Consider the following 14,534-nt stretch of genomic DNA (forward strand, 5'->3'; position numbering starts at 1 on the left):
CCGTGTTTCAAGCAGCCACACTGCTGTACACGACCTTCTTCTATTAGTAGAGAGATAGTCCATGAACCAGGACCTAATTATAGGAGTAAAGGAGATAAACGAAGATGTCTACGATTGCGAAACAAAATTACCGAGGTCTCTATCATTTTTCACCAAAGGAAAACTGGATGAACGATCCAAACGGTATGGTTTATTTTGAAGGGGAGTATCATTTGTTCTATCAGCATCATCCGGACGGGATGACTTGGGGCCCTATGCATTGGGGACATGCAGTCAGCAAAGATCTTATTACCTGGGAAGAGCTTCCTATTGCGCTCGCGCCAGATGAACTGGGAATGATTTTCTCAGGAAGTGCTGTTGTGGATTGGAACAATACAACTGGATTTTTTGGCGATCAGCCAGGACTTGTTGCCATCTTTACACATCATTTGGAAATGCCGGAGGGTGAACAAGCCATTCAGCGTCAAAGTCTAGCTTATAGTAAAGATAAGGGAAGAACCTGGACAAAGTATGAAGGGAACCCGGTACTAGAAGATGGTAGATTCATTGATTTTCGTGATCCGAAAGTGTTCTGGAACAAGGAGACAAGTAAATGGATAATGATCATCGCTTGTGGACAAACGGTGTGCCTATATCATTCCTCAAATTTAATCAATTGGACGTTTGCCAGCGAGTTTGGCGAAGGAATTGGTTCGCACGATGGTGTATGGGAGTGTCCGGATTTGTTCCCGCTTGCAATAGATGGTGACAAATCGAAATCAAAATGGGTGATGCTGGTGAGTATTGGTGCTGATCCTGCTTTTGTAGAAGGTTCAAGAACGCAGTATTTTACAGGTGACTTTGATGGAGAAGTTTTCACGCCGGATGATGATTCTCTTTCAACTCGTTGGATCGATTATGGGCGAGATAATTATGCGGGGGTAAGCTGGTCAGATGTTCCAGCTGAAGACGGAAGACGTATTTTTATCGGCTGGATGAGTAACTGGATGTATGCGAATCAAACGCCAACTGAATTTTTTCGCGGTGCGATGACCATAGCTAGGGAACTTTACCTAGAATCACGAGGAGGCAGAATCTTTCTTGTCCAGAAGCCAGTAAAAGAGCTGGAAGCGGCCCGAATCCCTGTCCTTTCATTACAGAATATATCTGTAAGAGAACTCAATACTTCTCTTGCTGAGCTTCATCTGGAATCATATGAGATCAAATCTGCATTTTCTCGAGATAAGTCTGTAGGTTTCAATGTAAGAGTAGGGGCAGATAAACAAACCATTATCGGTATTAATGCAAAGACGGAAGAATTATATGTAGATCGGATGATTTCAGGCCAGCATGATTTCCATGAATATTTCCCTGGGTACCATTCTGCAAAATTAGAAGCCCTAGGTGAATCGAATGATCTTCACATTTTTGTAGATTCCTCTTCAGTTGAGGTGTTCGGTAATGGAGGTCAAGCGGTTATTACAGATCTTATTTTCCCTGAGCGTAAATCTACGGGTCTTGCCGTGTTTGCAGATCATGAGGATGACTTGATCATTTCAGTTGATATCTATAAGTTAAATCCCTTTTCTGATAAAACAAGAAGTAGCCAGCGGGAGGTTTAATTTTATATGCGTATAGGAGCGATTGAAGCTGGTGGAACGAAATTTGTGTGTGGCATTGGGGATGAAAATGGAAAAATTGAAGATCAAATTAGTTTTCCAACGGAACATCCGGATCTAACATTGCCAAAAGTAATTCAGTATTTTCAAGACAAACAAGTAGAAGCCATTGGAATTGGATCGTTCGGTCCGATTGATATCCGTCTAGACAGCCCGACATATGGTTATGTTACAACAACACCTAAGCCGGGTTGGGGGAATTACAATATGCTCAGCACTTTGAAGGAAGCTTTCTCTGTTCCCTTTGGTTGGGACACGGATGTCAATGCGGCAGCATATGGTGAGGCAAAGTGGGGAGCTGCTAAGGGATTATCCAGTTGCTTGTATTATACCGTCGGCACAGGTGTAGGTGTTGGTGTGTATTTAGAAGGTAATCTCATTCATGGGCTTGTTCATCCAGAAGGGGGACATGTTCTTACGAGGCGTCATCCTGACGATCATTTCGCAGGGGTGTGCCCTTATCATGGAGATTGTCTAGAAGGAATGGCCGCAGGCCCTGCTATTGAAGCAAGATGGGGGCAGAAAGGGCATGAACTTCCAGAGGATCATAAGGCATGGGAAATAGAAGCATTTTATATAGCTCAGTCGATTACGGGTGCCATCTTACTAAACTCTCCTCAGAAAATTATTCTGGGTGGTGGTGTAATGCAACAGTCGCAGTTGTTTCCGCTCATTCGGCAGGCTGTGCTCCAGAACCTGAACGGTTATGTGAGCTCAAGCGATATTTTGGAACACATCGATGATTATATTGTTTCACCAGGTCTAGGGCAACAGGCGGGATTATGCGGTGCGCTGGCCCTCGGACTTTCAGCACGAGAAAATCAGATTTAAAGACAAAAATGAGTGATTTCAAACCATATAGGAAGATGAAAGTGAGGAGGAGTTGCTATTATGGCAGCTCTTTTCCTGTTTATTCAGAAACGAGTGAGAAGATTAAAACAAATTTCCTTATTACAATAGAAGGGATTGTCACTATATTACCGAAATAACTTGATAATAGAACGAAAGGGATGAATGAAAACATGCATGAACAGTTGCTCCTTTCACTTGATTTACCACAGAGAACGATTGTTTTAAGTCTTCAGCCCGGACCTTACGAGGAGATACGAAGCGGCCACAAGAAGATAGAATTTCGTCGAAGATTTATAAAAGAGCCTGTTGGCGCCTTTATTTATGTATCATCTCCCATCAAACAAATAAAAGCTTTTATCGAGTTTGGTAAGCCAGATCATGAGGAAATATCTACGTTGGTATCCATTTCGGAAGACCTAAATCCAGGGACCGGAGAGAGTTTGAAGGAGTATTTTAAGGGACTGAATACGGGATATGCTATCCCAATCCTTTCTTTTACGGAATTTACACCCTTGTCATTAGAGTTACTAAAGGGAGGATATCATTTTACTCCGCCTCAATCGTATATGAATCTATCTGCGAATCCACTTTTAGAAAAAGCTTTATATCAAAAAATAAAGGAACTGAAATTAAAATAGAAGGGCTGAAGATGAAAAGTCTTCAGTCCTTCTTCTTTTTTTGTTATTGTTTTGTTATTTTGTTATTATCGATTTTCACAAATAAACTATTCAATGTGTGAATCGTCGATTTGTTGGATTATTTTAGGAAAAAGATAGGAAAACGGGGAGTAATGCTTTATAATCAGTCGTAATAAGATTATCTACTCTATGTGACTTTATAAAATAAAGAATAACAATTATTAATAATTAAATTAATTGTTATTTATAAAAATAACTAAAATATAATAGTTATGCTATTAATGTTTGATTTAATTGTTCTTTAGTTAAACCTGCAATCGGTAAAACAAATCTCTAATGCAGTTAGTTTTGAGAGGAGGTGTTGCGGTATTGATTGAAAGCGCTTCATGGCAATGCTTGAAAGTAGGCTGATTCATCCAATCGTACTCAGGAGGGAATATATGAAACGAAAACCTTTAGTTCTTTTCCTTGTGTTGTCTATGATGATCGTATTGATTCCGGCTAATGAATCTAAGCTTACAGCTGCACCAATTATTTATGAAGCAGAAGATGCGGTTCTATCTGGTGTTGAAGTCTTAACTGAAATCGAGGGATATTCTGGCACTGGTTATGTGGGTGGTTTTGATCTAGCAGAAGATAAACTGACATTTGAGGTTTCTGTTCCAGAGACGGCTTTATATAATCTCGAGATCGGATACTCCTCTCCTTATGGTGATAAGAACACATCACTCATAATCAATGATAAACCGCAAGGTGAAGTGACACTAAGACAAAATGCAGAATTCACTCAAGGTCAGTCAGGTAAAATCCTTCTACAAGAAGGAACAAACCATATCAGCTTTCTATCGAATTGGGGATGGTATTTTATCGACAACATTCGGTTAGAAAAAGCATCTAGTCCACCGCCGCATAATATTAATAAGGAACTTGTTCATTCAAAGGCTTCCAAAGAAGCAAAAGCACTCTATAACTACTTGAAATCCGAATATGGAAATCATATCTTATCAGGTCAACAGACTTTAGCGGACGCGAATTGGATTGCAGAAAATATTGGTAAGAAACCTGCCGTTTTGGGACTTGATCTCATGGATTATTCCCCTTCTCGCGTAGAAAGAGGCACGACTTCTTCCGATGTTGAGCATGCCATTCAGTGGGATCAAGAAGGCGGAATTGTTACTTTTGCCTGGCACTGGAACGCGCCTAAAGATTTGATTGATGTACCGGGAAAAGAATGGTGGAGAGGTTTCTATACGGATGCCACTACTTTTGATCTCGAGTATGCTTTAGCTAACAAAAACTCAGAAGATTACAAGCTTTTACTTCGGGATATGGATGTCATTGCGAAGGAATTGAAACGACTTGAGAAAGCGAAAGTACCTGTTCTTTGGAGACCTCTGCATGAAGCAGAAGGCGGCTGGTTCTGGTGGGGAGCTAAAGGCCCTGAGCCTGCTAAAGAACTGTACCGGATCATGTATGATCGTTTTACAAATGTACACAAATTAAGCAATCTCATCTGGGTGTGGAATTCCGAAAATCCAGAATGGTATCCAGGTGATGAGTATGTCGATATTGTAAGTATTGATAGTTACCCGGCCGCAGGCGATTATGGACCGGTCAGTAACCGGTATGAAAATCTCAAGACCCTTGTTAGTGACCGCAAGCTGGTTGCACTGACGGAGAATGGACCTATACCAGATCCTGATTTACTGCAGATTTACCGAGCAGATTGGAGCTGGTTTGTCACTTGGAACGGGAACTTTATCAACGATGGTTTGCAGAATGAACGGGAGCATCTTATTAAGGTATATGAGAGTCCCTATGTGATTACGTTGGATGAACTTCCTGATTGGAAAAAGAAATTCAAAAAATAACGGAAGTCTAGGAACCAACCAAGTTGTTGGTTTCTAGACTTAGGACCTTTCCTTTGAAATAGAAATCTGATGCTAAGGGGAATAGTATACTGCTTTCCCTTAGCTTCACTCATGTAAACAATACGATATTCCGAGAGGAGCATGATGAAAATGCCGATTTACATAGAGAAAGACTCTTTACGATTTCATCTGCAAGGAAAAACGACAAGCTATCTTATGCAAGTAGTCGATGGTTATTTGGTCCATTTATATTGGGGGAAGAAAATAAGACATGAGCAGGATTTAAGTCATGTTCCAGGTGTGCCGAATCATCAGAATCTTGACCTCATTCCACAGGAATATCCGCAGTATGGAAGCGGAGATTTTAGAGAACCTGCTTATCAAGTTCAGTTAGCGGATGGAACACGGATTACAGAACTTGTCTACTCTTCCTATGAGATAACAGAAGGGAAACCTACATTGGATGGTCTTCCTGCCATATATACCGAATCTAATGAAGAAGCCCAGACACTAACAATTGAACTTAAGGATGTTTACACAGGGTTATCCGTTTATGTGAGCTACAGCGTTTTTCATCAGATGGATTCGATTACTCGATCGGTTCGATATGAACATAAAGGAAAAGACCAGCTGCGTCTACTTCGTGCACTTAGCATGAGCGTAGATATGAATGTATCAGATTATGAGTTTGTCTATCTAAGCGGTGCATGGGCTAGAGAAGCAAATATCGTTAGACGCCCTCTTGGCCCTGGAAGTACACGGATCGAGAGCAAACGAGGTATGAGCAGTCATCAACTGAATCCTTTTATGGCACTTGCCAGCAAAGGGACTGATGAAACAGCAGGAGAAGTTTATGGTTTTAGTATGGTTTATAGCGGTAACTTCATGGGATCAGCGGAAGTAGACCCTCATCGAAAAGTGAGAATTCAAATGGGAATCAATCCGTTTGATTTTGATTGGATACTTTCACCAGGTGAATCTTTCCAGACCCCAGAAGCGGTCATGGTTTATTCTTCCGAAGGACTCGGCGGGATGTCAAGAACGTACCATAAGCTTTACCGAACTAGACTTGCCAGAGGCAAGTATCGTGATAAAGAACGTCCGATCCTCGTAAATAACTGGGAAGCAACGTATTTTAATTTTACTGCAGACAAGATTGAAGATATTGCTAAGGCTGGAGCAGAACTAGGCATTGAACTCTTTGTTCTGGACGATGGCTGGTTCGGTAAACGAAATGATGATACCACTTCACTTGGAGATTGGACCGTAGATCGAAACAAACTTCCGAATGGATTAACGGATTTAGCTGAGAAGATCAATGAGCAAGGACTTCAGTTTGGTCTATGGGTGGAGCCAGAGATGGTATCCCCAGACAGTGATTTATATCGAAGTCATCCGGACTGGTGTCTCCATGCGGAAGGGAGAAGAAGAACACTTGCCAGAACACAGCTTGTACTCGATCTGTCACGGCCTGAGGTAAGGGATTATCTTTATAAGGCGCTAAGCGATATTTTTAAAAGTGTACCGATCTCATATATCAAATGGGATATGAACCGGGGTCTTAGTGAGATTGCTTCAGCAGCGGCCTCTCCAGAACATCAGGGTGAAATTGCTCATAGATATATACTTGGGTTGTATGAATTGTTAGAACAATTGACGACGAACTTCCCGCATATTTTATTCGAAAGCTGCGCAAGCGGTGGTGGTAGATTTGATCCAGGGATGCTCTACTATATGCCGCAGACATGGACAAGTGATAATACGGATGCGGTAGAAAGATTGAAGATCCAATATGGAACAAGTCTTGTATACCCTGCTAGTGCTATTGGAGCTCACGTCTCGGCTGTACCGAATCATCAGTTAGGTAGATCTACTTCACTCTCGATGAGAGGTAATGTAGCGATGTCAGGTAATTTTGGATATGAACTGGATTTGACCAAGTTTTCGGAAGAGGAAAAAGAAGCGGTTCGAGCTCAGGTTGCACAGTATAAAAGATTTCGCGGTTTAGTTCAGCAAGGGGAGCAATACCGACTGCTCAGTCCGTTTGAAGGGAATGAAGCATCATGGATGTTTGTTTCCGCTGATCAAAGTGAAGCGTTATTGTTTTATTTTAAAGTACTTGCGGAACCATATGCACTTCCTAGTCTTATTAAGCTGCAAGGACTTGACCCCAATGCTTCCTATCGTATCGAAGGTAAAGGTATATATGGTGGAGATCTTCTGATGAATGTTGGATTAACCATCCCCGTTCCTCACGGTGATTTTGGAAGTCAAGTGTTCTACATGAAGAAGGGTGGATAAGCATATGTCAGATAATGCAGATCAGCAAGATCTTATAAAGTATGTAGATGGACAAGCAACAGAAGAAGCGAAATCATTGCTCGCTTTTTTAATGAATATATCGGGAGATTATATGCTATTTGGTCACCAGAACGACACTACAGAAAGAGTAGTTCCCAATGCGCAAGGTGATTCAGATACATATAACTCGGTAGGTGCTTATCCAGCAGTTTTTGGAGTTAGTATGACAATTGATACCGACCGTCTTACAAGACTAATTCAAGACCTGCATAAGAAAGGCGGGATTGTAACACTTGAAGATCATATGCCGAATTTTACTACTGGGAATAGTTTTTACGATGTAACTCCTTGTGTAGCTCATATTCTCCCAGGCGGAAAAGATCATGCCAAGTTTTTGCAACGACTGGATCAGACTGCACTTGCAGCGAAAGGAGCAGTTGACTCAGAAGGGATGCCAATTCCTATCATTTATCGCCCTTTTCATGAAAATTCAGGTTCTTGGTTTTGGTGGGGGGCTTCCTCAGCGACGAAGGATGAGTTCACTGAGCTATGGCATTTTACCATTCATTACTTAAGGGATACCTGCGGTGTGCATCAATTTTTATATGCCTATTCTCCCAATGGACATTTTACGAGTGAAGAGGAGTACCTCGATCGTTATCCTGGAGATGATTATGTAGATATCTTGGGCTTTGATGTATACGATGACAAACCCACCTATGATAGTGATTGGATGAAGAAAACAGTAAAAGATGCCGAGATCGTCGTTAGCCTTGCGGTAGCGAAATCCAAAATAGCTGCAATTACTGAAGTAGGCATGCGCTGGAATGCGGAGGATGGGCTCAAATTAGACGGTAATACGGTGCCTGACTGGTTCACTTTGCTCCATGATCATCTTATCGCAAGTGAGAAAGCTAAATACGTAACTTACATGATGACTTGGAGGAATGACAATCCGGGTATGGGAAACCCGCCTGCGCATTTTTGGGTTCCGTATCGTAACCATCCTGAATATGGTGATCATGAGATGTTACCTGATTTCATCCGATTTTATGAACGAAAAAATGTTATATTTGCAGACCAAATAAATACAATAAAAGATAAAACAATGAACAAAAGTAGGATGAATATCACAAAATCATAGAAAAAAGAGGAGAAATTTGTCATTTTTTCGATCTTCATATTTAAATCCTTTACATGATATGGTAATCTTTTAAAAAGGCGGCTTCTATGCCTTAGAACTCTTACGAAAGCGATATCATTTCTAAAGTAGAGGAGATGTAATGATGCCGAAAACTCCGTTATTTATCGTGACTGGGGCAAGTTGTGTTGGTAAAACGTCGGTTATCCCTTATGTGCGTAGTGAGCTTTCCGAATTTGATGTGTTTGATATGGATTTAGAGGGAGCATTAAACCCTGAGCATACGATCGACCATTGGTTAAAAGTTGCTCATCAGATCTCTCTAAGTGATCGGGGAACTGTATTGTTTGGAACCATTACCCCTGAAGCCGTACAAAAAAGTGAAATCAAACATCGGTTCAGCCATATCTACTATATAAATCTGCATTGTGATGATGAAGTACGCGCAAAACGTCTACGGGAAAAAGGGGCAGAAGAGGGACATATCGAAAAGCATGCAATTCTTGCTAATTGGTTTATTCAAAATGCAGATTCTGCGTTTACTCCGCCTATTTCTACCATTGATACTTCACAACATTCTCCAGAGCAATGTGCGAAATACATCCGAAAATGGGTGCTTAAATATTGGAGTTCTCGTTATCCTTTGGAAATACGTGCTAACTAGTCTAGAAGATCAATCTCAAACGATAGCTTATAGCTATCGTTTGTTTCATTGCATGAATATCATCGGAATTGTTATATCTTCTATAGCCTCGCAGGGGAAAAAGGAATATAATGAATAATTATTAACAATTTATGACTCGTGAATCTTTTTATATCGTCTTCCTTGTTCTCAACCATGTTAGTGCTTAAATTCCATAAATGTGAGGTTGATTATGTCCATGATCATTGAAAGACTGGATTCAGAAGAAACGGCTCTAAGTTGGAAGAAATCGTTTGAACAACATAAAATTATGCGCCCAGACTCTTTTTATGAAATGTGCTTGCACGATAATAGAATTGGACTCCGGGTTACTTTGCTCGTCTATTTGGACGGAGGAAAGCTTGCGGGGTGTGCGCATTTGAAATTTGAATCCGATTACCTGTATTTTAAGTCACAAGGAATTCCTGAAATTAATGATGTTAATATTTTTCCGGAATTTCGGCGAAGAGGGATTGGAAACCAATTGATCGAAGAATTCGAGAGCATTGCCGCTTACAACGCATATGATAGTATCGGAATTGGCATGGGTTTACATAAGGAATTTGGTGCGGCTCAGCGTATTTACTGTAAAAGGGGATATGTTCCTGACGGAAATGGAGTTATGTATGAACATAGAGAAGTTTCCGAAGGTGAAACGGTGCAAGTGAACGATGATTTGCTTCTATATTTTGTGAAGGAACTAGGTGTTCCGGGAACATAACGAGACGGGATTCGGGAAGAGAAGGAGGAGATACCCATGCTGATTCGAATGATTACTCCACAGGATGCAGAACCGTTCTTACGATTAAACAAACAATTAGATGAAGAAACAAAGTTTATGTTGTATGAACCTGGGGAGAGAAAAATGACAGTTGAAGCACAGGGGAAAGCAATTTCTTCTATGTTAGGCAGTGGTCACTCTACCATTATTGTTGCCGAACAGAATGGAAAACTCGTTGGACAAATCACGGTCGTTGGTTCATCACTAGCAAGAAAGAAGCATACGGCTTACATAGTAATAGGAATTAAACAGGAACATACCGGTGAGGGACTTGGTAGTAAACTTTTCTCTGCTATGGAGAATTGGTGCAAGGAGAAAGGCGTGCATCGTTTAGAGCTTACCGTGATGAAACATAACATAGCTGCCTTACGTTTGTACGAGAAGAGCGGATTTAAAATAGAAGGATCAAAGATGCACTCGCTCTTTATGGACGGCGAATATATAGATGAATATTGTATGGCAAAATACCTATAAAAAGACGGTACCGGAATAATTCCTGTACCGTCTTTTTTATTCAAAAATTTGCCAAAAGTAGCCGGATGAAGCTATGATATTTGTATTAACAAGAGGGAGCGTGATCGATCTGATGGATTCAAAAGAACGATTCTCTGAGCGTGTAGATACCTATGTAAAGTACCGTCCTAGTTATCCTGTAGAGGCTGTAGATTACCTATATGATACAGTTGGGATAAGTCAGAAAAGTATCATTGCCGACATTGGCGCTGGTACGGGGATTATGTCCGAGTTATTGCTTGCTAGAGGCAGCAAGGTCATTGCTGTAGAGCCCAATGCAGAAATGCGTCAAAAGGCTGAGAAGCGTTTGTCTAATAATCCGAACTTTCGTATTCAACCTTGTCCGGCTGAAGAAACCGGACTCGATGATCAATCCGTTGATGCTATCATTTGTGCACAATCTTTTCATTGGTTTGATAAGCAGGCCGCAAAGCTTGAATTTCATCGCATTTTAAAGCCGAAAGGCAAAGCAGTACTCATATGGAATTCTAGGCTAACGGAAGGCAGCGAATTTCTGACTGGTTATGAACGGCTTTTACATGAATACGGTACGGACTACAAAGAGGTAAAACATACGAATATAACAACTGATCAGTTTGGTTCATTCTTTAAGGAAGGAACATTGCAACTGAAAGAGTTTGCGAATAGACAAATTTTTGATTACGAAGGGCTAAAAGGCAGACTTCTCTCCTCTTCATATAGTCCAGCCCCAGGACATACCAAACACCAACCTATGCTAGATGAACTGCAGTCTTTATTTGATCGTACTCAGAAGAATAACGAAGTTTATTTTGATTATAAGACTCAGGTATTTTGGGGAGAGGTATAGAAGAGGAAATCTATGATCATAACGAAAAGTGAAGATTCATCTGTCGTGATTCGTAAATTACAGCCGGAAGATGCAGGACTTCTTGAAAAGTGGTTATCAGATCAGGAAGTACTTCAATATTATGAAGGCCGAGACCGTCCTCATGATGCAGAGCTTGTTCAGCGTCATTTTTATGAGAATAAGGACGAGGTTCATGCTTGTATTATTCAGTATGATGAAGTGGATATTGGATATATCCAGTACTATGAAATAGAGATAGAAGAAATAGAAGAGGTTGGATTATCAGCTCATCAAGGAGAAGTTGTCTATGGAATGGATCAATTCATTGGTGAAGTATCATACTGGAATCAGGGAATTGGTACGAAGTTGCTACGGTTCATGATCCGTTATCTGACTAGCGAATGTGGAGTTGACCGCATTATCATGGACCCGCAAACGTGGAATCAAAGAGCGATTCATGTGTATGAAATAGCAGGTTTTCGGAAAGTGAAATTATTACCGGATCATGAATGGCATGAAGGAGCATACAGAGATTGCTGGCTTATGGAGTTTACCGTCCAGAAGGATTAGCAGCTAAACATCATATAGTAGATAAACATATATTATATAAGTAGAAATATGGTCATAGCAAAAGATATGGCTATATTTTTTATATTCTTATTGATAATGATTTTCAATATCAATATAATGAAGGGATAGAATCCAAAAAGATACGCTCACCTAAGATGAACTGCCAGATACATAAACATGAGGTTATCAGGGGGAAATCAAATGAAACAAGAACTTAACCTGTACGATGTTACGATCATTGGCGGTGGACCTGCAGGGATGTATGCAGCGTTGTATTGCGGTATGCGAGATATGAAGACAAAGATCATTGAAGTCGGAACGGAGCTTGGAGGGCAAGTGCTGTTGTATCCTGAGAAAACCGTCTGGGACGTAGGTGGAGTTCCCCCGGTTATGGCTAGGGAGCTGGTGAATCAGATGCGAAATCAGGCAAGTGTATTCAAACCGGATCTTTTTTTAGGACAACAAGTAGTGGATATTCAGCGGGATGATGACCAACACTTTCTGCTGACAACGGATTCTGGAACGGTTCATTATTCAAAAACCATTATTCTTGCGATGGGAAGAGGGGTTATACAGCCAACGAAACTGGAATTTGAAGGTATTGATCAATATGAAGTTTCGAATCTATATTACACAGTTCAGGAACTGGAAGTTTTCCGAGATAAGAAAGTGTTGATCTCTGGCGGAGGAGATTCCGCTGTCGATTGGGCTAATGAACTCGTAAATGTTGCGGAAGAAGTCATCATAGTTCACCGTAGAGAGCATTTTGGCGGGTTGGAACACAGCGTGAAACGTATGAAGCAATCTAGTGCAATATTAAAGACACCATTTCAGCTAGATCAATTGCATGGAGACAGTAAGTCAATTCAATCCGTGAGTATAAAGCACCGGGACACAGGACTATTGGAGACTCATAGGGTAGATGCGGTAATTGTTAATCACGGAATGCGGGGAGAATACGGACCGCTGAGTGCATGGGGGCTTACAACAAGGGAAGGCCGGGTTGCCGTTAATGAAAAACGCGAAACAAGCGTGCCTGGTATTTTTGCTGCTGGAAATGTAGTCTCACATGATGGGCATGTTCCTCTTATTGCGGCAGCGATTACCGATAGCGTTCTCGCGGTAAATGCAGCGAAGCGATATCTAGAACCTAAAGCTACTGAGATTGCGATGGTTTCTTCACATAACGAACGATTTGCTAGTATTAATAAATAGATAGTTATATTTCATCTAGCAAGCAATAAACAAATGAATATTACTGGTTAACGTTTTTATAAGAGTTTGGTTAACGTCAGCAATGGACGTATGATAGTATCTTAATAATAGATTATTCCTAAAAGTATGGGGAGATCAAGACGAATTGAAGATGAGTTATATGTACCTGAAGTTTTAAATTATAGTGGTTACATCGTACAAAAAATCTATAGTTATAAAAAACTCTACCTAATTAGGTGGAGTTTTTCTTTTGTATCAGCAAGATTGGTTAAGAATTGCATCTTCATTTGTATTGGGGAAAATTTTTCACCAAAAATCAAAGGGTTTTTAATTGAAGTAGATAATTCCTGATAGCAATACTTGCGTTGTACAAGCAAATGAGATTGTGATTGATGTTTCTAAGACTAGAGAGGACCATACATCACGGGGGGGATGATGTGGATCGAACGACTGGTAAACTAACATTTGTGTTTTAACAGATAAGAATGACTAATCATGGGTTGATTCATATGAGATGAAAGTCTCTTTGTGTGCTAGTTAGAACAGGTATGTACACACAAGTGGTATATTTACCGATGAAGAAGGTGAGGAATGGTCATCGTTAGAAATACATTGCTGTTAAAAGTGACCCTGCTAGTTGAATTTGTGTAAATTATTATATTGTATCTATTAATCGGGGGAGAGCAGCATGCAAAGAGTTGACCTGGATTGGCAAGGTCCTTATAAACTAACAGAATTAAGTAAGGTGAATGATTATTCGAAGGATTATGGGATATATCAGATCTATGGTTTTCATCCTGTCTATGGATCAAACGTTCTGATGTATATCGGACTAGCAGCGAAGCAGACTTTTTATCAAAGAATAAAACAAGAGGGTTGGGAGGCTAACAAAGACTCCAAAAATATTGAAATATATGTAGGGCGTTTATGTGGAGATACTCCTTCAATAGAGGAATGGAGAAAACTAATAGCAAGAGTGGAAAAGCTCCTGATTTTTTCTCATACCCCTGCATCAAATCAATCCAATATAGGGACCATTCCGTTTAGTGATTTGGAAGATTTACATATTATAAACTGGGGCAATCACAGAAGCCTAGCTTCTGAAATATCTGGCCAAAGATGGTGTGTTGATATGGAATTAAATCACTACTTCATGACGGAGTGAATCAATTTGAATCATAAGGGGGATTGTTAGGAATTGAATAGAGATAATCTTAAAACAAGGATAGAACAGGAATGCGATGATTTCGTTAAAGTTAACTATTCAGGTAAGCCAGAGTGGTTGATTGTAAAGACGCTAAATGAAAATAGAACGATGGCTTCCATTAGAGTTGGAAAAGCGAATATAACTCTTAATATAGATACAAAATCAGATAGTAGTTTAGATATCTATTTTGGAAGAACTGAAGGGTTAAAAGTAACCACTACACCCAAGGTTAATCACAATCAGAACAAAATAAATGTTGGATATGATTATTATGGA

Annotated in this window: 14 protein-coding genes (1 of these 14 cut by a window edge); all 14 read left to right on the plus strand. The window is 40.3% G+C overall.

Annotated elements, in window-relative coordinates; genetic code table 11:
* Nucleotides 1–104 precede the first annotated feature (104 nt).
* Nucleotides 105–1,601, plus strand: coding sequence for a glycoside hydrolase family 32 protein (locus ACWPWY_RS05335; RefSeq protein WP_454190711.1), 1,497 nt, complete (start codon nucleotides 105–107; stop codon nucleotides 1,599–1,601).
* Between the two features lie 6 nt (nucleotides 1,602–1,607).
* A complete protein-coding gene (locus ACWPWY_RS05340) occupies nucleotides 1,608–2,489 on the plus strand; it encodes an ROK family protein (protein ID WP_454190712.1) in 882 nt (293 codons plus the stop codon).
* 191 nt (nucleotides 2,490–2,680) lie between these two features.
* Nucleotides 2,681–3,148, plus strand: coding sequence for a hypothetical protein (locus tag ACWPWY_RS05345; protein WP_454190713.1), 468 nt, complete (start codon nucleotides 2,681–2,683; stop codon nucleotides 3,146–3,148).
* 440 nt (nucleotides 3,149–3,588) lie between these two features.
* The gene (locus ACWPWY_RS05350; protein WP_454190714.1) at nucleotides 3,589–5,019 is read left to right on the plus strand and encodes a glycosyl hydrolase; all 1,431 of its coding nucleotides are present in this window, start codon (nucleotides 3,589–3,591) and stop codon (nucleotides 5,017–5,019) included.
* A 150-nt stretch (nucleotides 5,020–5,169) separates the two neighbouring features.
* Nucleotides 5,170–7,320, plus strand: coding sequence for an alpha-galactosidase (locus ACWPWY_RS05355; RefSeq protein ID WP_454190715.1), 2,151 nt, complete (start codon nucleotides 5,170–5,172; stop codon nucleotides 7,318–7,320).
* A gap of 4 nt (nucleotides 7,321–7,324) precedes the next feature.
* Entirely contained in the window at nucleotides 7,325–8,464 is a 1,140-nt protein-coding gene (locus ACWPWY_RS05360; RefSeq protein WP_454190716.1) for a glycoside hydrolase family 26 protein, read from the plus strand.
* Between the two features lie 139 nt (nucleotides 8,465–8,603).
* Nucleotides 8,604–9,125: an AAA family ATPase gene (locus ACWPWY_RS05365; protein WP_454190717.1), complete on the plus strand. Its 522-nt coding sequence runs from the start codon at nucleotides 8,604–8,606 to the stop codon at nucleotides 9,123–9,125.
* A gap of 211 nt (nucleotides 9,126–9,336) precedes the next feature.
* A complete protein-coding gene (locus ACWPWY_RS05370; RefSeq protein ID WP_454190718.1) occupies nucleotides 9,337–9,864 on the plus strand; it encodes a GNAT family N-acetyltransferase in 528 nt (175 codons plus the stop codon).
* Nucleotides 9,865–9,903: 39 nt separating this feature from the next.
* On the plus strand, nucleotides 9,904–10,398 hold the full coding sequence (locus ACWPWY_RS05375; RefSeq protein ID WP_454192808.1) for an N-acetyltransferase family protein: 495 nt from the start codon (nucleotides 9,904–9,906) through the stop codon (nucleotides 10,396–10,398).
* Nucleotides 10,399–10,510: 112 nt separating this feature from the next.
* Nucleotides 10,511–11,266 (plus strand): class I SAM-dependent methyltransferase, encoded by a 756-nt coding sequence (locus ACWPWY_RS05380; protein WP_454190719.1) that lies wholly within the window; start codon nucleotides 10,511–10,513, stop codon nucleotides 11,264–11,266.
* Between the two features lie 12 nt (nucleotides 11,267–11,278).
* Complete coding sequence (locus tag ACWPWY_RS05385; protein WP_454190720.1) at nucleotides 11,279–11,836, plus strand: GNAT family N-acetyltransferase; 558 nt, start codon at nucleotides 11,279–11,281, stop codon at nucleotides 11,834–11,836.
* A 201-nt stretch (nucleotides 11,837–12,037) separates the two neighbouring features.
* The gene (locus ACWPWY_RS05390) at nucleotides 12,038–13,051 is read left to right on the plus strand and encodes an NAD(P)/FAD-dependent oxidoreductase (protein WP_454190721.1); all 1,014 of its coding nucleotides are present in this window, start codon (nucleotides 12,038–12,040) and stop codon (nucleotides 13,049–13,051) included.
* Between the two features lie 688 nt (nucleotides 13,052–13,739).
* Nucleotides 13,740–14,216 (plus strand): hypothetical protein, encoded by a 477-nt coding sequence (locus ACWPWY_RS05395; RefSeq protein ID WP_454190722.1) that lies wholly within the window; start codon nucleotides 13,740–13,742, stop codon nucleotides 14,214–14,216.
* A gap of 33 nt (nucleotides 14,217–14,249) precedes the next feature.
* Nucleotides 14,250–14,534 carry the 5' portion of a hypothetical protein gene (locus ACWPWY_RS05400; RefSeq protein WP_454190723.1) on the plus strand. Its footprint extends 90 nt past the window's final position, so the window shows 285 of its 375 coding nt (coding positions 1–285); its start codon is at nucleotides 14,250–14,252; its stop codon lies beyond the right edge, outside the window.

Source organism: Paenibacillus sp. Marseille-Q7038 (genome assembly GCF_965111595.1).

Bases quoted from the DNA above. Each gene is read 5' to 3' on its own strand.
- ACWPWY_RS05335 (WP_454190711.1), top strand. From the start codon at position 105: ATGTCTACGATTGCGAAACAAAATTACCGAGGTCTCTATCATTTTTCA.
- ACWPWY_RS05340 (WP_454190712.1), top strand. From the start codon at position 1,608: ATGCGTATAGGAGCGATTGAAGCTGGTGGAACGAAATTTGTGTGTGGC.
- ACWPWY_RS05345 (WP_454190713.1), top strand. From the start codon at position 2,681: ATGCATGAACAGTTGCTCCTTTCACTTGATTTACCACAGAGAACGATT.
- ACWPWY_RS05350 (WP_454190714.1), top strand. From the start codon at position 3,589: ATGAAACGAAAACCTTTAGTTCTTTTCCTTGTGTTGTCTATGATGATC.
- ACWPWY_RS05355 (WP_454190715.1), top strand. From the start codon at position 5,170: ATGCCGATTTACATAGAGAAAGACTCTTTACGATTTCATCTGCAAGGA.
- ACWPWY_RS05360 (WP_454190716.1), top strand. From the start codon at position 7,325: ATGTCAGATAATGCAGATCAGCAAGATCTTATAAAGTATGTAGATGGA.
- ACWPWY_RS05365 (WP_454190717.1), top strand. From the start codon at position 8,604: ATGATGCCGAAAACTCCGTTATTTATCGTGACTGGGGCAAGTTGTGTT.
- ACWPWY_RS05370 (WP_454190718.1), top strand. From the start codon at position 9,337: ATGTCCATGATCATTGAAAGACTGGATTCAGAAGAAACGGCTCTAAGT.
- ACWPWY_RS05380 (WP_454190719.1), top strand. From the start codon at position 10,511: ATGGATTCAAAAGAACGATTCTCTGAGCGTGTAGATACCTATGTAAAG.
- ACWPWY_RS05385 (WP_454190720.1), top strand. From the start codon at position 11,279: ATGATCATAACGAAAAGTGAAGATTCATCTGTCGTGATTCGTAAATTA.
- ACWPWY_RS05390 (WP_454190721.1), top strand. From the start codon at position 12,038: ATGAAACAAGAACTTAACCTGTACGATGTTACGATCATTGGCGGTGGA.
- ACWPWY_RS05395 (WP_454190722.1), top strand. From the start codon at position 13,740: ATGCAAAGAGTTGACCTGGATTGGCAAGGTCCTTATAAACTAACAGAA.